The 21,691-nt window shown below is 47.2% G+C and carries 16 protein-coding genes; 7 read left to right on the top strand and 9 right to left on the bottom strand.

Annotated features, from left to right (window positions below):
* Window positions 1-61 precede the first annotated feature (61 nt).
* Window positions 62-4,591, bottom strand: coding sequence for a glutamate synthase large subunit (gltB, locus tag VIM72_RS19980; RefSeq protein ID WP_332004589.1), 4,530 nt, complete (start codon window positions 4,589-4,591; stop codon window positions 62-64).
* Between the two features lie 331 nt (window positions 4,592-4,922).
* Between gltB and VIM72_RS19975 the strand changes: the two genes are divergently transcribed.
* Entirely contained in the window at window positions 4,923-6,020 is a 1,098-nt protein-coding gene (locus tag VIM72_RS19975) for a hypothetical protein (protein ID WP_332004588.1), read from the top strand.
* A 61-nt stretch (window positions 6,021-6,081) separates the two neighbouring features.
* Here VIM72_RS19975 and VIM72_RS19970 read toward each other — a convergent pair whose 3' ends face one another.
* The 4 genes from VIM72_RS19970 to VIM72_RS19955 all read right to left on the bottom strand — a co-directional run bounded on the left by VIM72_RS19970 (window position 6,082) and on the right by VIM72_RS19955 (window position 10,646).
* On the bottom strand, window positions 6,082-7,623 hold the full coding sequence (locus VIM72_RS19970; protein ID WP_332004587.1) for a glycoside hydrolase family 10 protein: 1,542 nt from the start codon (window positions 7,621-7,623) through the stop codon (window positions 6,082-6,084).
* 89 nt (window positions 7,624-7,712) lie between these two features.
* Complete coding sequence (locus VIM72_RS19965; protein ID WP_332004586.1) at window positions 7,713-9,581, bottom strand: mechanosensitive ion channel domain-containing protein; 1,869 nt, start codon at window positions 9,579-9,581, stop codon at window positions 7,713-7,715.
* A 49-nt stretch (window positions 9,582-9,630) separates the two neighbouring features.
* The gene (locus VIM72_RS19960; RefSeq protein ID WP_332004585.1) at window positions 9,631-10,083 is read right to left on the bottom strand and encodes a methylglyoxal synthase; all 453 of its coding nucleotides are present in this window, start codon (window positions 10,081-10,083) and stop codon (window positions 9,631-9,633) included.
* 47 nt (window positions 10,084-10,130) lie between these two features.
* Window positions 10,131-10,646: a ferritin gene (locus VIM72_RS19955; RefSeq protein ID WP_332004584.1), complete on the bottom strand. Its 516-nt coding sequence runs from the start codon at window positions 10,644-10,646 to the stop codon at window positions 10,131-10,133.
* Between the two features lie 154 nt (window positions 10,647-10,800).
* Here VIM72_RS19955 and VIM72_RS19950 point away from each other — a divergent pair, with 154 nt between their 5' ends.
* The 4 genes from VIM72_RS19950 to VIM72_RS19935 all read left to right on the top strand — a co-directional run bounded on the left by VIM72_RS19950 (window position 10,801) and on the right by VIM72_RS19935 (window position 14,425).
* Window positions 10,801-11,397, top strand: a complete 597-nt coding sequence (locus VIM72_RS19950) for a NifU family protein (protein ID WP_079471504.1) — start codon at window positions 10,801-10,803, stop codon at window positions 11,395-11,397.
* A 122-nt stretch (window positions 11,398-11,519) separates the two neighbouring features.
* Window positions 11,520-13,217 carry a PNGase F N-terminal domain-containing protein gene (locus VIM72_RS19945; RefSeq protein ID WP_332004582.1) on the top strand — a complete coding sequence of 566 codons (1,698 nt, stop codon included), beginning with the start codon at window positions 11,520-11,522 and terminating at the stop codon, window positions 13,215-13,217.
* A gap of 69 nt (window positions 13,218-13,286) precedes the next feature.
* Window positions 13,287-13,904 (top strand): nicotinamide riboside transporter PnuC, encoded by a 618-nt coding sequence (pnuC, locus tag VIM72_RS19940; protein ID WP_332004581.1) that lies wholly within the window; start codon window positions 13,287-13,289, stop codon window positions 13,902-13,904.
* Window positions 13,901-14,425 (top strand): ATP-binding protein, encoded by a 525-nt coding sequence (locus tag VIM72_RS19935; RefSeq protein WP_332004580.1) that lies wholly within the window; start codon window positions 13,901-13,903, stop codon window positions 14,423-14,425. Before pnuC ends, VIM72_RS19935 begins: the two co-directional genes overlap by 4 nt.
* Here the strand turns inward: VIM72_RS19935 and mtgA are convergent, their stop codons facing one another.
* Window positions 14,426-15,142, bottom strand: a complete 717-nt coding sequence (gene mtgA, locus VIM72_RS19930; RefSeq protein ID WP_332004579.1) for a monofunctional biosynthetic peptidoglycan transglycosylase — start codon at window positions 15,140-15,142, stop codon at window positions 14,426-14,428. It lies immediately after the preceding gene.
* A 75-nt stretch (window positions 15,143-15,217) separates the two neighbouring features.
* Between mtgA and VIM72_RS19925 the strand changes: the two genes are divergently transcribed.
* Window positions 15,218-15,835, top strand: a complete 618-nt coding sequence (locus VIM72_RS19925; protein WP_332004578.1) for an L-threonylcarbamoyladenylate synthase — start codon at window positions 15,218-15,220, stop codon at window positions 15,833-15,835.
* A 6-nt stretch (window positions 15,836-15,841) separates the two neighbouring features.
* A complete protein-coding gene (locus tag VIM72_RS19920) occupies window positions 15,842-16,207 on the top strand; it encodes a hypothetical protein (RefSeq protein WP_332004577.1) in 366 nt (121 codons plus the stop codon).
* 701 nt (window positions 16,208-16,908) lie between these two features.
* Here the strand turns inward: VIM72_RS19920 and VIM72_RS19915 are convergent.
* The 3 genes from VIM72_RS19915 to polA all read right to left on the bottom strand — a co-directional run bounded on the left by VIM72_RS19915 (window position 16,909) and on the right by polA (window position 21,673).
* The gene (locus tag VIM72_RS19915; protein WP_332004576.1) at window positions 16,909-18,054 is read right to left on the bottom strand and encodes an aminopeptidase C; all 1,146 of its coding nucleotides are present in this window, start codon (window positions 18,052-18,054) and stop codon (window positions 16,909-16,911) included.
* A gap of 127 nt (window positions 18,055-18,181) precedes the next feature.
* Window positions 18,182-18,706 (bottom strand): GNAT family N-acetyltransferase, encoded by a 525-nt coding sequence (locus VIM72_RS19910; RefSeq protein ID WP_332004575.1) that lies wholly within the window; start codon window positions 18,704-18,706, stop codon window positions 18,182-18,184.
* Window positions 18,707-18,850: 144 nt separating this feature from the next.
* Window positions 18,851-21,673 (bottom strand): DNA polymerase I, encoded by a 2,823-nt coding sequence (polA, locus tag VIM72_RS19905; RefSeq protein WP_332004574.1) that lies wholly within the window; start codon window positions 21,671-21,673, stop codon window positions 18,851-18,853.
* Window positions 21,674-21,691 lie beyond the last annotated feature (18 nt).

Raw genomic sequence — 21,691 nt, 5'->3', positions numbered from 1 at the left:
TTTTCCTCCACAAGTCCCTTACCTGCAAGGGATATTTTGATGATGAATGTTAATTGTTCAATTAGTGACCTACTTTCTGGCCTTGTGTTTTTGCTGATTTCAACGCTGCTTTGTATTCTTTCGGGAATACTTTCACGAAATGACGCAGTTGGTTTTCCCAGTCTTTCAGGATAAACTTCGCTACGGTGCTGTTCGTGTAGGCATGATGTTTAGTAATCAGGTCCTGCAGCTGTGCTACGTCTTCCTGGTCCAGCGGATCCAGGTCGATCATATCCCTGTTGCAGTGGTTGGCGAAAGTACCTTTCACATCGTAAACATAAGCGATACCACCGCTCATACCTGCTCCGAAGTTGCGGCCGGTTTCACCCAGGATCACCGCTTTACCACCGGTCATGTATTCACATCCGTGATCGCCCACTCCTTCTACTACTACGGTAGCGCCGGAGTTACGCACACAAAAACGTTCTCCTGCCTTACCGCGGATGAAAGCTTCACCGGAGGTGGCTCCATAGAAACAAACGTTACCTGCGATGATATTTTCTTCTGCCTTGAATCCTGCTTCTCCGTGTGGATAGAGGATCAGCTTGGAGCCAGACAGCCCTTTACCGAAGTAGTCGTTGGCTTCTCCTTCCAGTTCCAGCGTTAAGCCTTTAGTAGTAAAGGCGCCGAAGCTCTGGCCTGCAGACCCGATGAATTTGAAATGCAGGGTATCTTCCGGTAATCCTTCGCTCTTGTAGCGTTTGGATATTTCGTTAGACAGGATGGTACCAATAGTACGATCTGTATTTTTTACGGGGAACTGCTGATACACCCTGGCTTTCTTTTCCAGTGCGGGCTGTGCAGCCTTCAGCAGTTGCCAGTCGATCACTTCGCTGATACCATGATCCTGTTCTTCCTGTTTGTACAGGCCGGTTTCGGCAGAAGCTTCTTCTTTATATAAGATCGGTGACAGATCCAGTTTCTGTGTTTTCCAGTTGGTGATGTTATCACGCATCTGGAGACATTCTACCTGGCCTACCATTTCGTTGACGGTACGGAAGCCCAGGTCGGCCATGATTTCGCGGAGCTCTTCCACAAGATAGGTGAAGAGGTTTACCACATGTTGCGGGTCGCTGTTGAAGCGCTTGCGCAGTTCCGGATCCTGGGTGGCAACGCCAACAGGACAGGTGTTTACATGGCATTTACGCATCATGATACAACCTTCTACCACGAGGGCAGCGGTGGCAACACCCCATTCTTCAGCGCCCAGTAAGGTAGCGATGGCAATGTCGCGGCCGGTTTTCAGCTGACCGTCTGTTTGCAGCACTACCCTGCTGCGGAGCTTATTCTTTACCAGCGTTTGGTGAGATTCGGCCAAACCGAGCTCCCATGGTAAACCAGCATGTTTGATTGAACTGATGGGGGATGCACCGGTACCGCCATCGAAGCCGGAAACCAGTACTACATCGGCATGTGCTTTTGCAACACCGGCAGCGATAGTTCCCACGCCAGCTTTAGATACCAGCTTCACGCTGATACGGGCGGCACGGTTGGCGTTTTTCAGATCATAGATCAGCTGCGCCAGATCCTCAATAGAGTAAATATCGTGGTGAGGAGGCGGAGAGATGAGGCCCACACCAGGTGTGGAGTGCCTTACTTTCGCGATCCAGTCGTCCACTTTATGGCCGGGCAACTGCCCGCCTTCACCGGGTTTTGCACCCTGTGCCATTTTAATCTGTAATTCGTCGGCATTGGTCAGGTAGTAGCTGGTTACCCCGAAACGGGCGCTGGCTACCTGTTTGATGGCGGAGCGCATAGAGTCACCGTTTTCCAGCAGCTCATAACGCAGCTCATCTTCCCCACCCTCACCGGTATTGCTTTTTGCACCGATACGGTTCATGGCAATCGCCAGTGTGGAGTGTGCCTCGTGTGAAATAGATCCAAAGCTCATCGCACCTGTAGCAAAGCGCTTGAAGATGCTGGTAGCCGGTTCTACTTCATCAATGGAAATAGACGGACGATTCTTTTTGAAAGTAAACAGGCTACGCAAGGTGGCTGCTTTTTCACTTTGATCGTTTACCGCTTTAGAATATTTTTTGAAGGCTGCATAGTCGCCCATACGGGTGGCCAACTGCAGATAGTGAATAGTAGTTGGATTAAAGAGATGGAATTCTCCTTTACGTTTCCACTGGTACACGCCACCTTCTGTTAAACGCTGTACCGGCGTTTCTTTACGGCCATAGCCCATCCAGTGTTTAGCCAGTGTTTCGCGGGCAATTTCATCCAGGCCCAGGCCCTGTATACGGGAAACGGCGCCGGTGAAATATTTATCAACAGTTGCCTGGTTGATACCCAGTATCTCGAAGATCTGCGCACCCTGGTATGACTGCAGGGTGGAGATACCCATCTTGGAAAATACTTTCAGCAGGCCATCGCAGATCGCTTTAATATAATTCTTCTTCAGCTTATCTACATCCAGCGTGGTGTCCAGTTTGCCGTTCAGCTTCATATCACGGATAGTGCTGAGCGCCAGGTACGGGTTGATGGCGGTTACGCCAAAGCCCAGCAGGCAGGCAAAGTGGTGCACTTCCCAAACATCGCCGGCTTCTACGATCAGTCCTACCTGGCCACGGTAACCCTTGCGGATCAGGTGGTGGTGAACGGCGGAGGCTGCGAGGATAGACGGAATAGCAGCATGTTCTGAATCAATAGCGCGGTCTGACAGGATGATTACTTCAAAACCATCTTCCACTGCATCTACCGCGTAGCGGCATAAGCGGGCCAAACCTTTTTCCAGGGAGCCGGGCTTGCCGTCGGCCTTGAAATAGGTATGTAATGTTTTGGCCTGGAATAAACCGGTATCAATACTGCGTATCTTTTCCAGCTCGTGGTTGTTGAGGATCGGGTGACGCAGCGCCAGACCGTGGCAGTGCAGCGGATCTTCATCCAGCAGGTTACCATTGTTGCCCACAAAGGTTGCGAGCGACATTACCAGTCTTTCCCTGATGGGGTCAATTGGTGGGTTGGTTACCTGTGCGAACAATTGTTTAAAGTAGTTACAGAGGTGCTGTGGCTGGTTGCTCAGTACTGCCAGCGGGGTATCTGTACCCATAGAGCCAACAGGTTCCTTGCCATCAATAGCCATCGGGGCAATGATGTTATCCAGGTCTTCCGTGCTGTAACCAAATGCCCGTTGGTATTTAAAGATCTGGTCATGTTCCAGGTGAGTAAAGGTTACTCTTGGTTCAGGCAGTTCTTCCAGGCGGATCTTGTATTTATTCAGCCATTCGCCATAAGGTTGCTGGGAGCAGATCTGTTGTTTCAGCTCCTCATCTCCTATGATGCGACCCTGGTCCATGTCTACGATAAACATTTTACCAGGTTGCAGGCGGCCTTTTTCTTTGATATTTTTCGGATCAATCGGTAATACACCGGCTTCTGAAGCCATGATCACACGATCGTCTTTGGTTACTACAAAGCGGCTTGGACGTAACCCGTTACGGTCGAGGGTAGCGCCAATGATTTTACCATCGGTAAAGGAAATGGAAGCAGGACCGTCCCATGGCTCCATGAGAGAAGCATGGTATTCATAAAATGCTTTCTTTTCTTCACCCATATCTTCATTACCATCCCATGCTTCCGGCACCAGCATCATCATTACATGTGGCAGGGAACGGCCTGTCATGGTGAGCAGTTCAATCACATTATCCAGGCTGGCAGAGTCGGACTGGCCTTCTTCCACGATAGGGAGCAGCATTTCCATTTCTTCCTTAGTGAAGTATTTGGAAACAAAGTCCCTTTCGCCGGCGCGTAACCAGTTGAGATTGCCTTTGAGCGTGTTGATCTCGCCATTGTGGGCGATATACCTGTATGGGTGAGCCAGTCGCCAGCTGGGGAAAGTATTGGTAGCAAACCTGGAGTGGATGAGGGCAAAGGCGGAAACCATTTTCTCATCGCTCAGGTCTGTATAATAATGACGTACCTGGTAGGTGGTCAGCTGACCTTTATATACAATTGTTTTATAAGAGAGGGAGGCAATGTAGAATAGTGACTTCTCTTTAGGAACTGTATTGCGAACGGTTTTGGAAACGTAGTTACGGAGCACAAATAATTTGCGCTCAAAAATTTCCGGGTCGCTGATATGATAAGGACAGGCAATAAATACCTGTTCAATTTCCGGTTCTACAGAAAGGGCAGACTCACCAATGCCATCCGGGCGTACCGGTACTTTACGGTAGCCAAGAATTTCCAGGCCCAGTTTCTCTGCGCTGCGTTGAAAGATCTCGCGGCATTCTTCACGCCAGCGTGGTTCTTTCGGAAAGAAGACCATGCCTACACCGTATTTTCCAAACTCCGGTAAGGCGATGCCCAGTTTCAGGCATTCATCATACAGGAACTCATGGGGCGTTTGAAACAGTATCCCTGCACCATCTCCCGTGTTCTGCTCACAGCCGCAGGCTCCGCGGTGTTCCATGTTTTCCAGCATGGTTAAGGCATCACGAATAATATGGTGGGATTTACGACCCTTAATATGGGCAGTAAAACCTGTTCCGCAGGCATCATGTTCAAATTCCGGACGGTATAAACCTTGCGTTTGCTTCACTTCATCCATTTGGTTTAGATTTTTTGCTTTGGCACACCCTTCCCTTCAGACTTGCGCCGCGGGTGATGGTGTACGATATAATTCGGGAACGGTTTAAAGATACTAAAGGAATGCGGTATTTTTTATATAAACTTTTGTTAGACGGTTAAAATTTAGAAAAAAATAAAAAGATGGCCTGAATTGTTAGAGTTTTTGAAAAAATGACTGCTTCCTCAGGATAAATTGGAACCGTTTTGGGCTCAGGCTGACTGGCTTACCGGACCCGGCAGATGGAGCCTCCTTTATAACCGGGTGCTTTTTGCCCTCCATTTATTATATTTGGATAATACCCTTTAATAATATGATGGCCTATACCAATTACCTATGCCGCCAACTTTTCACAGTTGCATTTTTAGCGATGTTTACCGGGCTTTTACAGCCGGTTTCCGCACAGGATCAGCCGGAAGCGCCTGCGCAGAAAAAAGTAAGCCTGGGAAAGGCCGCTCCTCTTACCGCCGACAGCCAGCAGGCTAAAATATCCGGTATCACCGTGCTCAGCGCGGTATGGGATACCGCCCGCATCGGGTTTTTACAAACCGGCCTTTTTAATAACAAAGTGGAAGCAGTGCCTGATAAGGAAATGGGCAGCTATCTCCAGGAGTACGTAAATAATACTTTCGGCGGGATATTCGTTCCCGGAAAACCACGGCTTATCTGGGTGGTACAGGACCTCCGCATCGGAGAGCGCACTCAGATGATGGGAGAAAAAGCTTATGTCCGTTTAAAGGCAACGGCCTATGTGCAAACCGGGGAAGACAGCTACAAGCTGCTGAAAGCCATGGATATAGCTCATTTAAATGGTGGATTTGATGTAACCCACCAACACCGGAACAATATTTCAAACGCCTTTAAGGAGTTTTATACAACAGGCGCAGCAGCCATCGACTCTGTACTGGCAGATACCCAGCCGGTCCTCTCCCTGGCCGGGATCAATGCAATTTATGCACAGAAACGGGAACTGCCGGCCCTGAAGGCGCCGCTTATGAGCGACGGAGTATACCTGTCGTTTGACAGTTTCCTTCAGAATAAACCGGATATCCCGCAGTTTGAAACAAAGGGCAAGGCGGGTAAAGTAAAGGTATATGCCGTTGCCGGCGATGGAAAGCAAACCGTTGTTCCATCGCTATGGGGCATAGTAAAGAACGGCGCTGTATTTAAATACCATAATAAATCACTGGTAGGATTATCGCGTAGTGGCTATGGCTATGTGATTTCATCTTACCTGTCGGCATATGAAAGAAGGCAGACAGCGATCATTGCCGGGGCATTTGTTGGCGGCGTAGCTGGCGCTGCACTGGGATCTACCGCAGCCCTTCAGCATACAGATGCCTTCCCGGAACTGAAACTTCCAGCTGAAGCCACTGCTATTGATATGGAAACAGGCGCATTGATCTTTTAATGCGCCATAGTATTACAACATAGGCGTTATCGCCAGGAAGTCATATTATACATCTTCCATGCTATGGTTCAAAAAGAAATTGCGCCCTGCCATTCACCAGCCGCATACGCAGCGGCTCGCTGATATGACTTTCATTCTGCATCCTGTCGAGTGCCGTCACAATGTAGGTATACAGTTTTCCTTTTACATAAGTGAGGTCCTTAAACTCAGGATCAGACGACTGCTGCAGGATACCAATTATTTTCGTAGGGTCGCTTACGTTAATTGCTTCATTTTGCTCAAAGCGATATAATACATATTGTTTGGTGTGACCGCTGGTGTCATCATCAGCCCAGTGTATTTCCAGTCCGCCTGGTCTTTCAAAGGCATCAATGAAATAAGGAGCCTCCGGTGTTTCTTTCGGCAGCCATTGCATAATAGGCCGCAGGGCCGGGTATTTATAAAGGCGGGTGCGCAGGGCGTCTTCAATGCCAAGCGGGTTGCCGCGGAAAGAGGCCGCACTGTAAAACATACTACCCTGGATCGTGTTCAGGGTCCTTGCTTCTTCTATTTGCGCCGGCAATTCATTCGGATTTTTCCAGGCGGCATTGCTGCCTATGCGGTATACGCCATGACCGATATATACCTGCCGTCCATAGCCGTGCTGGCTCCACCAGTTCAGTAATATTTCATAGTCGGCCAGCCGGTGCCCGCGTTCCCAGTAGATCTGGGGTGTTACATAATCGATCCAGCCGTTTTTCAGCCATTTGAGGATATCGGCAAACAGGTCGTCGTAGTTGGTTTGACCTCCTTTGGTATAAGATCCTTCCGGGTCTTTGTCTTTATTGCGCCAAACGCCAAAGGGGCTGATGCCAAATTTAACCCAGGGCTTTTCCGCTTTGATGGCCACGCTCAGCATTTTTATAATAGCATCTGTATTGGCACGGCGCCAGTCGTCCCGCAGCATATTATTGCCATATAACCGGTACGAGCTGTTATCCGGGAATTCTTTTCCGGGAACCCGGTAGGGATAAAAATAGTCGTCAAAATGTACGGCGTCAATATCGTAACGTTTTACCACATCGCGGATCACTGAGGTTACATATTCGCGCACTTCAGGGATGCCCGGGTCAAAATATTTTTTATTGTCGTAAGTAACGAACCATTGCGGTTTCAGGCGGGTGATATGATCGGGCGCCACGCTGCTCCGGCTGGTATTGAATACAGCCCTGTATGGGTTAAACCAGGCATGAAACTCCATACCGCGTTTATGGGTTTCTTCCACCATGAATTGTAAAGGATCGTAGTAGGGATTGGGAGCCTGGCCCTGTACACCAGTGAGATATTCAGACCAGGGCTCGTAGGGTGAAGCATAAAAGGCATCGGTAGCCGGGCGCACCTGTACCACTACAGCGTTCATACCATTCCGTTGTTGTTGATTAAGTATTGCAATGAACTCCTGCTTTTGTTGTTCTGTACTTAATCCGCGCCTGGATGGCCAGTCAATATTTTCCACAGTGGCAATCCATACCGCTCTCAGTTCGCGTTTGGGAGGCAATTGTGCCCATGCCTGCTGCATTCCAATAATCAATAGTATTACGCCTGCTATAAATTGCTTCAACATCAGCCTGACTTTTTTTACCGTAAGATGCGAAAATAGCAAAAAGCAGGGCTGATTCGATACAAATATGTGATTCTTATGAAGATAGGGAACTAATCTTTCTCCATCTTAAGTTTTGTGGCCGGCGCCTGGTAATCTTCCGGCAGATATTCCGCCGGTACTGTAGTCATGTTGCCATCGCGGTGTGCAATAAAGTGTGGCGACATAATTTCAATACCTGCTGCATTGAACTCGTCAATAATATGCCGGTGAAGATCCGAGTAGATAACCGCCATTTTATGGGAATGGTCGGTATATACATTGATTTCGTAGGCAATGGCGAAATCATCAAGACTGGTTTGTAACACAAACGGCGGCTTATCTTTCATAACGCCATCGGTGGCTACAGCCGCTTTGATCAGCATGTCATGTACTTTTTTCCATGGCACTTCGTAGCCGATAGTTACAGTAGTGTGTAAGATGAGCCCAAGATCTTTGCTGGACGTGGTAAAATTGATGGTGTGGCCATTTAATATACTGGCGTTGGGGACTGTAATTTCTTCGTTTTTTATGGTGCGAAGCCTGGTGACAAGAAGGTTCTTTTCTATTACATCTCCCGTAATTTCCCCGATCTTTACCCGGTCGCCGATCTTAAACGGACGCATATACGTAATTACAAAACCCGCTATCACATTGGCAATGGCGGAAGATGAGCCCAATGAGAACAGGATGCCAAGAAAAACGGATACTCCCTGGAATATTTTTGAGTCGGACCCTGGCAGGTAAGGGAATATTACCACGAACATAAAGGCATACAGCAGGAACTTTACGCCGCTTCCGGTAGGCCTTGCCCAGTCCGCATAAAATCCTTTGATAGTAAGGTTGCCGGTAGCTACTTCTTCTGCCAGGTAATTCACCAGTTTCACCAGGTATCTGGTTACAAAATAGATCACGATGATGGTGAGTAATTTGGGGAGATAGTGCAGGAATCCCAGCAGGATGGATTTGATGGGAGACAATGTCCAGCTGATCAGTTTGTCCGCAATCCCTTTGGTCCATGGAAAAATGCTGAATACAAAGGGAAGGGTAATATAAAAAACGAGAAGAATGGCAATGATCCGCACAATGCGCAGGATGTTAAAAACAATGCCTATCTGCTTTTGCTGGTTCAGCAATGCATATTCCTTTACTTTAACGCCTTTAAAGTAGCGGTCTTTTTCGCGTACAATTCTTCTGCGCAGCTGTTTGAATAAACGGTTGATACCATAAACGATGAAGGAAAAAACAACGACAATCAATAAGAGCCATCCTATGCGGATGAGAACACTCTGCAGGCTGCTGTCTTTCTTTTCCTGCAGGATGGCATTGCGCACAGCGCTTGCATATTGCTGTGCCACCTGCGCTTTATCCTGTTCCAGCCATAATGCATCGTCGTCTGTTACGGTCAGCAGTACCAGTTCGTTATAGATAAGGTCTATATTGTTTTCGTTGGGTATAATTTTTATAGAGTCAGAGGCAAAAAAGGGATCATCGGCCAGCAGCCTCAGTTTATGCTCAATGTTCTGAGCGCGGTCGCTTGGTTTCAGCGGGCCCAGTTTATTGTAAATATAGAAAAGGGTATCGTCACGAAAGGGCACCACCGGAATACCCTTGCTGATGGCTTTTATCCGGAGGATACGCTGGGTGGCGGCGGCTTTTTTCAGGGAATCGGCCTGTTCAAAAGCGGAGAGTTTTTGTTGCAGTTCTTTTTTACGCTGGTCATTGTCATTATTGATCTGCGCCAGCTGCTGCTGCAATTGCCTTTTTTGTTCATTATCTGCTTTCTGAAGGGAATCGCTTTCCCTGAGCAGGCGGGTGGTCAGGATCAGTTGTGAATCGGTAAGGGAGTCGCGGCTGGCCTTACTGCTGTCGTTTTGTGCATGGCACGGAAAAACCAGACCAACCAGTATGGCTGCGAAGTAAAGGGTATCAGCAATTTTCATTCCCGTAGCTTTTATTTAAAATACGGAAAATTCGGGTAGCGGTGGTTGGCTAAATCTTTCTTTTTGTATACTGGCTGTAATCCGGAAGGCTGGCTTCATATTCCTGGTGCATCAGGGGGGAAGTAAGGAGAAAATCTGCTGATGCCCGGTTGCTGGCCATAGGAATATTCCATACCACGCCGAGGCGGAGCAGGGCCTTGATATCCGGGTCGTGGGGCAATGCCTCCATGGGGTCCCAGAAAAAAATGATCACATCGAGTTCCCCGGTGGCCACCAGGGCGCCAATTTGCTGGTCGCCGCCCAGGGGGCCACTGAGGAGTTTTCTTACAGATACATCCAGCGCCTGTTCTATCAGCAGGCCGGTGGTGCCGGTTGCGTACAGTTCATGGCGGCTGAGCACCGTTTTGTTATAAGTGGCCCATTCTATCAACTCCGCTTTTTTATGGTCGTGAGCAATCAGGGCTATTCTTTTGCGCGCTTTTAAGACTTTGGATGTTTGCATATATGGTTACAAAAGTAATAAGTAGCACGCAGAAATTAAATCAGATATTAATGCCTGTCGTTGGTATCCAATGTGGCAAGATCCCGGTCGAAAATATAAAGACCCCCCTTGTCCTCTCCTATCAGCTTTAATTTATCAAGGATATGACGGGCAAGGCGTTCTTCCTCAATTTGCTCGGTAACATACCATTGCAGGAAATTGTGTGTGGCATAATCCTTTTCCTTCAGGCACATATCTACCAGGTTATTGATTTCTTTGGAAACCAGGAGCTCGTGGCTGAACACATGTTCAAAAATGGCATGGATGTTCTTGAATTTCACGGTAGGCTGCTTTAAGGCCGGAACCAGGCCATGACCGCCTCTTTCGTTAATAAACTTCAGCAGTTTCAGCATATGCGCCCTTTCCTCGTCTGAGTGCCGGTACAGGAACTGGGCCACGCCGTTATACCCCTGTACCTCCGCCCAGGAAGCCATGGCAAGATAATATTGGGAGGAGGCTGCTTCCATTTCCACCTGCTGGTTCAGCGCATCATGAATTTTCGGAGAAAGTTCTTTTAATAACATAATGAAAAATTTGTATAATATGTAGAAGATCAAGGAGTGGCGGGGATATCACTGGGAACTATATCCGGATTGGTAATTTCAATAGGCTACATTCAGATGCATCCCGGAAATCTGCCTGAAAAATGTTACCTTTGCATAAGTAAATTAGGATAAAATGATTAAAACAGGAAATCCAATCATCAGCATATATACGGAGATGACGCCCAATCCGGAAACCATGAAGTTTGTAGCCAACAAGCTCCTGTACCCCGGCAAAAGCATTGATTTCCCGGATGAAGCCAGTGCAAAACCGTCTCCTTTAGCCATAGAGCTGTTTAGCTTCCCTTTCATCAGGGGCGTATTTATCATGGCTAACTTTATTACGCTTACCAAAACCAGCGAAACCGACTGGAACGATATAATTCCTACCGTGAAGGCCTTCCTGAAAGAATACCTGGAAGACTCCCGACCTGTTATCAATGAAGACGAGGTGGTAATTACCAAGTCTACTGCGAGCAATGAAGTGAGTGCAGACGATACAGACGTGGTAAAACGGATCAAGGAATTACTTGAGAACTATGTGAAACCGGCTGTTGAAATGGATGGCGGCGCCATTCAGTTCAAAGACTACGAAAATGGTACGGTTACACTGATGTTGCAAGGTTCCTGTTCAGGCTGCCCCTCCTCCATGATCACGCTGAAAGCCGGTATTGAAGGCATGATGAAGCGAATGATCCCGGAAGTGAAAGAAGTAGTGGCAGAAGCAGAATAAGCCATAGTTGAGTGAATGATAGTGTTAAACGAAAGCACAGTCTTTATGGCTGTGCTTTTTTTTAGTATTTACCAGCGCCGTGCCTGCCAGCTGCTCCCTGATATTATAAGCAAACAGTTACAATGAAGAAACTAATACTGATTTTTACCGGGATCCTCTCCGCCCTGCAACCGGTACAGGCGCAAAAGAAGAAGCCGGTAGACAGTGCATCGGCCATTATTACCTACGGCTTTAGCAGCAACGGGAAAGAAATTCCCGGCAATGGACTGCAGCTGGTCATTGACCATCAGCGGGCGCATATTGTTCCAGGCAACAGCAAACAGAAAGAACAGCAGTTCCTGGAGCTGCAGGAACAGGCTACCCTGCAGGTGTTAAGTCTTCCCAACGGGGAAGTATACACGCTGAAAAAAGCGTTCTCTGAATATACTGTTCCCGAATTATTACCAGACACCGCTACCATACTGGGATATCCCTGTAGAAAAGCCAAATTGTTTATCCGGTCCAACACCATAGAAGTATGGTATACCGATGCTCTGCCGCTGAAAGGCACGCCAAATATTACCATTGCGCCCGGCCTGGGCCTGGTGCTTAAAATAGTGCGTAATGGTAACAGTGAAACCCTGGCAAAAAAGATCACCTGGGGCAAAGTACCCGGAGCAGCGCTGGCCTGGCCAGCCAATACCGGCTCGCTGGTAAACGACGCCGCGTATATGCGGCAGGTAATCGACAGCCGGTACACTACCCTGCCGGTATTTAACCAGGAACAGATCAGCTGGGGTAATAACACACCTAATCCTCCGGGGGAACAGCTTAATCAAACGTATCATTTTGCAGGCGGTACAGTCATTCTAAAAAAAATAAATTTACCGGCAGCCCAAAATGGAGAAACTCTTTTTGCAGAGCTTACCCAATATTCCAATGGCGATGCATACGACAGAACAGGTTCCGTATTTATGATCCCGGCAGATAAAGCCACCTCTTTCCTGGACGGCCTGCAAAAAGGCGTGGGGGCGTTACCGTTATTCAGCGCTAAAAATGGTAAACAATACCAGGGCATGGTAGCTACAGACAATTATCTGCCTGCGTTGGAAGTACTGCGTTTCTTCACGCCGTTCGGTGTCCGGCAGTTTAATAACCAGGTAAAAATTGCCGGCTATAACTGGGCTGATTCCGTTATCTATAAACAAGATATCACAGAACTGCATGGCCGCCTGCAGGGCGATGTATGGCTGGGCGTGTATATCGGCAACTATGATAAAGGCGGTCATAAGGTAAGCCTGAGCCTTAAATATTACCCAGGTGATCCGGAAGATGAGAACCGCCCCGCTGCCAACTGGATCTACCCCGTTTTCAATACTACCAACCTGATGGAAATGGCCGGACAGGAGTATGCCACTCTCTTTGATAAAGATTCCCTTAAAGTGACCGTTACCATTCCGGAAGGGGTTAAAAATATACAGTTAAGATTTCTGACTACCGGCCATGGTGGCTGGGGAGGCGGTGATGAGTTTAATCCTAAGCAGAATGAAATTTTTGTAGATGGAAAACGGGTATATCATTTTATTCCGTGGCGTACAGATTGCGCTACTTACCGTTTGCTGAACCCTGCTTCCGGTAATTTTGGCAACGGGCTTTCTTCTTCTGATCTGAGCCGTTCCAACTGGTGCCCGGGCACGCTTACCTCCCCGGTATTCATTTCTTTACCCGATATTACGCCGGGACAGCATACTATACAGGTAGCTATTCCACAGGGTAAACCGGAAGGGAGCAGCCAAAGCTTCTGGAATGTATCCGGTACACTGATCGGAGAAAAAAAATAATTTTCCGGGATGTAGCATTAGCTGCATCCCGGTGGCTATAATCCGGAATTATTGATCCACATTCGCATTATGAACGATTTATACCAGGGTATATTAGAGGGGTTGCACCAGATGACCTGGCTGGAAGCAGTCGCTGTTTTCTTTGCTGTTTTATCGGTCATCTTTCAAAAAAATAATAACATACTGGTATATCCTACCGGTATTGTGAGCACGGGTATTTATACCTACCTGCTGTCCAGGGAGCATTTTAAGCTGTATGCAGATGCCGCGCTGAATGCCTATTACCTGGTGATGAGCGTATATGGGTGGCTTTATTGGGCAAAGAAGGGCCCTGAACAACCCGCCACACCGGTGATGCGCAGCAACAGCAGGGAGCTGGTTACCGCTATTTTTATCGCACTGGCCGGCTGGGGAATTTTTTATTTCCTGTTAAGCCGTTTCTCAGATTCCAATGTACCGGTAATGGATGCTTTTGTATCTGCCACGGCCTGTGCGGGTATGTGGCTACTGGCCAAGCGGAAACTGGAAAACTGGATATTGCTGAATATTTCCAACCTGGTAGCAATACCGCTGTTGTTATACAAGCACCTGTATCTTACCGCAGGGTTAACCATCTTTTTATTTACCATCGCCATATTCGGGTATCTTAGCTGGAGAAAAGAAGTGCTGCAAAGAGAACATACATGAAGAAAGTAGTTGTTATAGGGCCTGAATCTACCGGGAAAAGCACCCTCAGCGAAAAGCTGGCGGCGCATTTTAATACCGTATGGACGCCGGAATATGCGCGTGAGTACATCGACCAACTCCAACGGCCATACGAAGAAGCCGATCTCCTGCAGATTGCGGCCGGACAGGTAGCGCTCGAGCAGCAGATGGCCAGCCGGGCCAATGAAGTATTGATCTGTGATACTGATCTGTATGTGATCAAGGTATGGAGTGAGCATAAATACGGGCGCTGCGATCCGCGTATCCTACAGCAGATAGCCCGCCAGCAATGCGATCTGTACCTGCTTACCTATATTGATCTGCCCTGGGAGGAAGATCCGCAAAGGGAGTATCCGGACCCTGAAATGCGTCATTACTTTTATAATATTTACCGGGAGATAGTCATAAATTCCGGTGTGGAATGGAAAGACATCAGGGGCAGTTATGAAGAGCGGGAAGCGTTGGCAATAGCGGCGGTACAGCAACTGCTGCACCGGCACTGATTATTTTCTGCCTGTAACCAGTTCCATAATGTCCGGATCGGGGGCAAGGTTGCGCATCTGTACCAGTATTTTCCGTTGCCGGTAAGCCGTGATCCGTGCAGGTGGATTGATGGTATATTTGACCGGGTTAGGTAAACAGGCGGCTATCATGGCGGCTTCTTCCCTGTTCAGGCTGGCGGCATCTTTATGGTAATTTACCTGTGCAGCGGCTTCTACACCGAATATACCCTCTCCCATTTCTGCTACGTTCAGGTATACTTCAAGGATGCGTTGTTTGCCCCATATTTTTTCGATCATGAAAGTAAAGTATACCTCCAGGCCCTTCCGGAACCAGCTGCGGCCCTGCCAGAGAAAAACATTTTTGGCCACCTGCTGGCTGATAGTGCTGGCGCCTTTGATTTTTTTGCTCTGCTGGTTATGCTTCATGGCTTTTTCTATCGACTTAAAGTCGAACCCGTTATGATCTGTAAAAAGCTGGTCTTCGCTGGCTATTACAGCCAGCTTGGCATGTTGGGATATTTCATCATAGCTCACCCATGTTTTCTGCAATTTTTTGTCTGTTCCCCAAAGGCTGAACCAGCTGGCTATTTCGGTGATAGTAATAGGCGGGTTCACCCATTTCAACAGCAGGATGTATAAAAATTGTGCAACAATTAAAACCAGTACAACTCTCTTCAATCTCCTCCACGTTCTGGGAACAATGCCTTTTAAGTTCATCGCGTAGGTTTAGAAAAATCGGGACGAAAGGTAGGCTAAAAACCTGAAAGTGACACACAATCGTTAACTTTATGTATGCTGTTAAACGTACATCCGGATAACCCGAATCCCCGTCATTTAAAAACGATCATTGAATGTTTAAAAGACGGGGGGATTATTATTTATCCAACCGATACGGTGTATGGCTTAGGTTGTGATATTACACAACATAAGGCTATAGAGCGTATTGCAAGAATTAAACAGATAGATCCGAAAAAAGCGCAGTTTTCATTTATCTGTTACGACCTGAGTCATTTATCGGACTATGCGAAGAGTGTGGATACGCCTGTTTTCCGTATGTTGAAAAAAGCGTTGCCGGGGCCGTATACATTTATTTTACCGGCCAGCCGGCTGGTGCCAAAATTGTTGAAAACGAAAAAGGACACAGTGGGTATCAGGGTGCCTGATAATAATATCTGTCGTGCTATTGTGAAAGAGCTGGGCAACCCGATTATGAGCACCACGCTGCCGATAGAGGATTACGTAGAAGAATACACTGACCCGGAGATCATTTACGAAAAGTTTGGAAAACAGGTAGATATTGTGATAGATGGAGGCCCTGGTGGTATGGGTTTTTCCACAGTGGTAGATTGCACAGGCCCTGTGCCGGAACTGGTCCGTGAGGGCATTGGAAGTTTTGAAGAAATATCCTGATAATATATGCAGCAGCGATGGTGGATTAGTGTGCTTTGTTTATTCCCGGCTATAATGGCCGGGGCGCAAACCGGTATGGTGAAGCCGGTATCATTGACGGCCGTGAAGCCTTTGTCTTTTATTTTACAGGACACTCCTGTTCACCGGCTTGGGTTACAACCCGTTAGCCTGCTATCCTCTTTACCTCGTACATTCCCTGCCCGGCAACCGGTAGCTACCCCTGTTTACCGCTTAGCGCCCGATGCTTATTATCAGCAGCATTTCGGGTTCTTTTGCAAAAAGGAATGGGCCTGGCAGAGACAAACAGGGCTGCCACTTAAATTCCGTTTGGGAAGTTATTCTTATGCCCAGCAACAGGAAGGGAAACGCTGATCTCTTTAGGGTTTGCGAGGCAGAAACAAACAGGGCTGCCACTTAAATTCCGTTTAGAAAGTTATTCTTATGCCCGGCAGCGTGAGAAAACGCTGATCTCTTTTACCATATTTATTTTGGAAGATAATAATTGACAAAGTCAATAATAATCAGTTGATCGAAGCAAATATATTTTAAAAAGATAAATATGAAAGCAGGGGGAAAATCTTGTCGAATGCCAGGGCTTTCACCAGGTATAACATCTGTGTAATCGGCAGGAGGTTCAATGAGCGGTAGAAAGATACAACAATGCGTTATAGGTCTGATTCATTAATAATTTTATAAACCCTGCCCGACAAGTAGAAATACTCGGCAATACTTTATGGCCCTGACTCATTGATAATTTCATAAACCCTGCCTGACAGGTAGAAACATTCAACAATGCTTTATAGCAACGTTCACTCATATTGGAACAGGCGGTCTTATCTGCAAGCTGGCGCTGATTGCAAAAAGAGACAGCAGCGTTGAAAGTTGTCTCAAAAAACAAGGGCTGACCAATACTTTTTGGTCAGCCCTTGTTTTTTCCTTCAATTTCGGCGCTAAAAGATTTCAGAGAAATGAAGCTTGATCTTGTTTTTACTTTTTGGTCAACTCCGAAGTTCTTCTCTCCGGGGGGAACAGGTTTAACACATATTCCCCTCTTTTCTATCTCTCTAAAAAAATTATTTAACACCCAGTTTCTTTGCGATATCTGCAGGTAATGCTTTTTTGTTTACCATGTAGCAGGTGGTTTTGTACGCGAAGTAAGGCTCAGAAGCGTAGAAATATCCCTGGCCGGGATTGTCGGTACCCCAGGAGTTTTTCACCCGGAAATACTTATTGCCATTCTGATCTTTCACCAGGCCTACGATATGCATACCATGATCATCCTGTGTTTCGAAGTTATCGAAAGCTTTCTGGCGAACTTCAGGAGTGATGGTTTTTTCTTTGCCTGGTTCAAGGAAGGCGTTTCTTCTTTCTTCGGCCGACATATCAGCCCAGTCCTTTTCAGGAACAATAGCCAGTCCGTCTTTGAAGTTGAATCCTTTTTCACTTACATCAGCAGCCCATGCGATGGTGTAGCCATTCATGATGGCATTTTCAGCGATGCTGGTAAAGTCATTCAGGTTTACGTTATATACTTTTTCCCAGTTCCAGTTATCCGGTACTTCCAGCACAAACTGTGAATTGTAGGGATGGTGGGTAAAGGAAGAGATCAGTACATAGTCGTCAGCATTCAGGCCCAGTTCTTTTGCAAAAGATTGCGGCGTATAGGACTTACCGTTATACTGGAACTTTTCGGGAGCATCGCCCATATAAGCATTGAGTACGCCGTCAAAAGCTTTTGACCAGTCGGGGTTGATAGTGCCCTGTGCGTTGCCTATTTTATTCACCATACCTTCCAGGAGACTTTCCATTTCGGCGTGATTGTATACTTTATCCCTGTTGCCATCGTAAACGCTTTGCGGAACCAGGCCGTATTCGCGGAGGCACAGCAGATCGTCGGGGAAGCCGCCGCCTTCGCCGAAGTTGGCTTTTCCATGCATACGCACGTAGTTGGCTGCTTTTAAGGGGTACATTTTGCGCACCACGTACATTTCACTGAGATTCAGTCCTTTGTTTTTACCGGTACGCAGTATTTCTGATTCAAAGAAAGAGAGGCCGGAAAAAGACCAGCAGGTACCGGTACGGCCCTGGTTCTGCACATCTCCTGCATCCAGGTTTTTTAAAACGGTAAACTGGTAGCGGCTTCCCTCCACGTTGGTACTGTTTTGTGCATAGGCTCCAACGCTGCAAAGCATGGCAGCGCACATTATCCATTTCTTCATGAGTATATCAATGATTGGTTTAAAACAAGGACCAAAAATAAGGGAAAGCGGGTATTTGACAGATGAAAAGATGGATGAACGGGGCTTGCTACAGCTTCTTTTTAATGATTGTTCACTTGAATTACAGTTATTTTTCCTGGTATTGATTCCGGGTAATTTCCCATTCCCAGAGATCTTCTCCTTCTTTATTTTTAAATGTACCTACAAATCGCATCCCCGCTTTTTGTAATATTTTAACGGAGGCATTATATTCTTCTTCCGTGTGGGCAATTACCCGGTGAACGTATGAGTGCCCGAATGCAAAACGGATAAGCCCTTCCGCCATTTCGGTGCCCAGTCCCCTTTCCCGGTAATCGGCGGCTATTTCGTAGCCCATTTCCACAAGCCCGTCTTCATTGGGTTTGCCTTTAAAACCGCCGGCGCCAATTAAACGCTTATCCGCGCGGTGAATTACCAGGTAAAAGAACCAGCCCAGCATGGTGGGGTCGTTACGTAACTTATCATATGCTACCAGTACCATTTCAGGATACTCTGTCCAACCTTCCGGAATAGAAATACCAAGCAGGTCGGCCAGGTGATCGTTGCCCTGTAATAGCAATTCGAAATACTCCAGTGAGCACGGCAACAATTGTAGTCGAGGTGTTTGGATCATGTTTGAAAACTAGTAAACTGTTTTGGGAAATACAATAGCGGCTTTTTGCATTTAATTCATTAGCTTTTAGCATTTAACGATCCGCCGGGAAAAAATTCCCGGGGCAGTTGTTACCTGCTAAAAGCCACCTGCTACAGCCGTGTTTTAATGCGCTTCCAGCCAGTTATTACCAGTGCCCATTTCCGCTTCAACGGGAACGGCCAGGGGTAAGGCGTTACGCATAAGATCTAATATAAGGGGTTTAATAATATCCAGTTCAGAACGGTGCGCATCAAAAACCAATTCATCATGTACCTGCAGGAGCATGCGGGATTTGAGGTTTCGTTCCTTGAATGCTTTATGTATAGCGATCATTGCCAGCTTTATCATGTCTGCAGCTGTGCCCTGGATAGGCATATTAATAGCATTCCTTTCCGCAAAGCCGCGTACCACTGCATTGGAAGAGTTAATATCTTTCAGCCAGCGTTTGCGCCCGAGCAGGGTTTGCACATATCCTTTTTCAGAAGCAAATTTTATCTGGTCGTCCATATATTTTTTTATAGACGGATACTGCGCGAAATAGTTATCGATCAGCATTTTGGCTTCGCTGCGGGGGATGCCCAGGTTTTCAGACAATCCAAAAGCGCTTACACCATAAATGATCCCGAAGTTTACGCTCTTTGAATTACGGCGCATATCCGGTGTAACATCTTCCAGCGCCACGTTATATACTTTTGCGGCAGTAGCAGCGTGAATATCTATTCCCTGCTGAAAGGCGGCCATCATTTCCTTGTCTTCACTGATAGCGGCAATAATGCGCAATTCAATCTGTGAGTAATCGGCAGAAAGCAGCACATATTCCTCGTTACGTGGAATAAATGCTTTCCTGATTTCGCGTCCCCGGTCTGTGCGGATCGGGATGTTCTGCAGGTTAGGGTTATTGGAGCTTAAGCGGCCGGTTACTGCTACTGCCTGGTTGTAGGAAGTATGGATCCGGTTGGTGCGTTTATTCAGTAATAACGGTAACGAATCTACGTAGGTGGATTTCAGTTTGCTCAGTTCCCTGAAAATAAGAATATCCTCTACAATTTTATGTTTATTGGAAAGCTTCTGCAGCACGTCTTCGCCGGTGGCGTACTGGCCGGTACGTGTTTTCTTTGCTTTGGGATCCAGTTGTAATTTTTCAAACAATACTTCCCCCAGTTGCTTTGGAGATGCGAGTTTGAAACGTACGCCTGCCTGTTCGTATACACTTTCTTCCGCCCGTTTGATTTCTGTTTCCAGTTCCCTGGAGTAATCGGCCAGCGCCTGGGTATCGAGGGCAATGCCTTCATACTCCATGTCGACGAGCACTTTTACGAGTGGATTTTCAATATCGTAGAAAACTTTGTCCACTGCTTTTTCTGGCAGCATCGGCGCAAATTTTTCTTTCAGCTGCAATGTGATGTCGGCATCTTCCGCGGCATATTCTTTAATTTTTTCTATCTCCACATCCCGCATGTTACCCTGGCCTTTTCCTTTTTTGCCGATGAGGGATTCAATGGAAACCGGCTCATACTGGAGGTATTGGGCACTGAGCGCATCCATGCTTCTGCGGCCTTCCGGCTCAATCAGGTAGTGTGCCAGCATGGTATCAAACAGGGTGGTGGTTATTTCCATGCCATACCATTTCAGGATCAGCATATCATACTTGATATTCTGGCCAATGAGCACAATAGTGGGGTGCTGGAAGAGCGGCGTAAATTCATGAATGATGGCGCGTGCCGCGGTATTGTCTGCCGGCATGGGAATATAGTAGGCGGATCCTTTTTTGAAGGAAAAGCTCATGCCTACAATTTCCGCTTCATTGGCATCTGTACCGGTTGTTTCCGTATCAAAAGAAATTTCGGACTGCTGCAGTAATTGCTGTAGCAGGGCGGCTCTTTTTTCGGGTGTATCAATTACCTCGTATTCATGAGGGGTATTATGAATGTTTTTATCTGCCTGCAGGATATTGCCGGTTTCCACTGTTTCTTCTGTGGTCACTGTAATTTCTTCTGTAACTACGGTGGCGGTACCGAAAAGATCTGTTTGTACTACCCGTGCTTTGGCTTCCACACTGGCGCTGCCGGCAAAGCCTTCTCCGAGGATTCTTTTGCCGAGTGTTTTAAATTCCAGCTCCATAAAAATATCGGTGAGCTTTCCTTTATCACAATCTTTGATACAAAAATCCTCTTCATGGAAGGTAACCGGTACATTGGTGATGATAGTGGCCAGCTCTTTGGAGAGCAGGGCATTTTCACGGCCGGCTTTAATCTTCTCTCCCATTTTACCGCCAATGGTATCAGCGTTGTCCAGCACATTTTCGAGGGTATGATATTGTGCCAGCAGCTTCATCGCTGTTTTCTCGCCGATGCCGGCAATACCGGGAATATTATCTACCGCATCCCCCATCAGGCCGAGGATATCAATTACCTGGTGCACGTCTTTGATCTGCCATTTTTCGCAGACTTCCTTCGGTCCCATGATCTCTTCCTTGTTGCCCATGTATGGTGGCTTGTAGATAAATACGTTATCACGTACCAGCTGCCCGTAGTCTTTGTCCGGAGTTACCATGTACACCGTATAACCTGCATCTGCAGCCTGCCACGCCAATGTGCCTATTACGTCGTCTGCTTCATAGCCATCCAGCTCCACTACAGGAATATTGAACCCTTCAATGATCCGTTTTATATCCGGCAATGCATCCAGGAGATCTTCCGGGGCATCTTCGCGATTGGCTTTATAATCGGTGTAAGTAGTATGACGTTCGGTAGGCGCGTGCGTGTCGAACGCAACGGCTATATGAGTGGGCTTTTCCTTGTTGATGAGGTCCAGTAAGGTAGTGGTAAAACCAAACTGCGCATTGGTGTTTCTTCCCGCGCTGGTGAGACGGGGATTCCTGATCAGGGCGTAATAAGCCCGGTAAATCAGCGCCATGGCGTCCAGTAAAAATAATTTCTTTTCCATTGCTAAACCTACATGATT

Source organism: Chitinophaga sp. (assembly GCF_036569185.1).
In the GTDB taxonomy this organism is placed as follows: domain Bacteria; phylum Bacteroidota; class Bacteroidia; order Chitinophagales; family Chitinophagaceae; genus Chitinophaga.
Note: the sequence above shows the minus strand (reverse complement) of the source record. Positions and strands in the feature narration are given on the sequence as shown.

Bases quoted from the DNA above. Each gene is read 5' to 3' on its own strand.
- pnuC (WP_332004581.1), top strand. From the start codon at position 13,287: ATGAACGATTTATACCAGGGTATATTAGAGGGGTTGCACCAGATGACC.
- mtgA (WP_332004579.1), bottom strand. From the start codon at position 15,142: ATGAACTTAAAAGGCATTGTTCCCAGAACGTGGAGGAGATTGAAGAGA.
- VIM72_RS19970 (WP_332004587.1), bottom strand. From the start codon at position 7,623: ATGTTGAAGCAATTTATAGCAGGCGTAATACTATTGATTATTGGAATG.
- VIM72_RS19945 (WP_332004582.1), top strand. From the start codon at position 11,520: ATGAAGAAACTAATACTGATTTTTACCGGGATCCTCTCCGCCCTGCAA.
- VIM72_RS19960 (WP_332004585.1), bottom strand. From the start codon at position 10,083: ATGCAAACATCCAAAGTCTTAAAAGCGCGCAAAAGAATAGCCCTGATT.
- VIM72_RS19935 (WP_332004580.1), top strand. From the start codon at position 13,901: ATGAAGAAAGTAGTTGTTATAGGGCCTGAATCTACCGGGAAAAGCACC.
- VIM72_RS19925 (WP_332004578.1), top strand. From the start codon at position 15,218: ATGCTGTTAAACGTACATCCGGATAACCCGAATCCCCGTCATTTAAAA.
- VIM72_RS19915 (WP_332004576.1), bottom strand. From the start codon at position 18,054: ATGAAGAAATGGATAATGTGCGCTGCCATGCTTTGCAGCGTTGGAGCC.
- VIM72_RS19965 (WP_332004586.1), bottom strand. From the start codon at position 9,581: ATGAAAATTGCTGATACCCTTTACTTCGCAGCCATACTGGTTGGTCTG.
- VIM72_RS19955 (WP_332004584.1), bottom strand. From the start codon at position 10,646: ATGTTATTAAAAGAACTTTCTCCGAAAATTCATGATGCGCTGAACCAG.
- VIM72_RS19950 (WP_079471504.1), top strand. From the start codon at position 10,801: ATGATTAAAACAGGAAATCCAATCATCAGCATATATACGGAGATGACG.
- gltB (WP_332004589.1), bottom strand. From the start codon at position 4,591: ATGGATGAAGTGAAGCAAACGCAAGGTTTATACCGTCCGGAATTTGAA.
- VIM72_RS19975 (WP_332004588.1), top strand. From the start codon at position 4,923: ATGATGGCCTATACCAATTACCTATGCCGCCAACTTTTCACAGTTGCA.
- VIM72_RS19910 (WP_332004575.1), bottom strand. From the start codon at position 18,706: ATGATCCAAACACCTCGACTACAATTGTTGCCGTGCTCACTGGAGTAT.
- polA (WP_332004574.1), bottom strand. From the start codon at position 21,673: ATGGAAAAGAAATTATTTTTACTGGACGCCATGGCGCTGATTTACCGG.
- VIM72_RS19920 (WP_332004577.1), top strand. From the start codon at position 15,842: ATGCAGCAGCGATGGTGGATTAGTGTGCTTTGTTTATTCCCGGCTATA.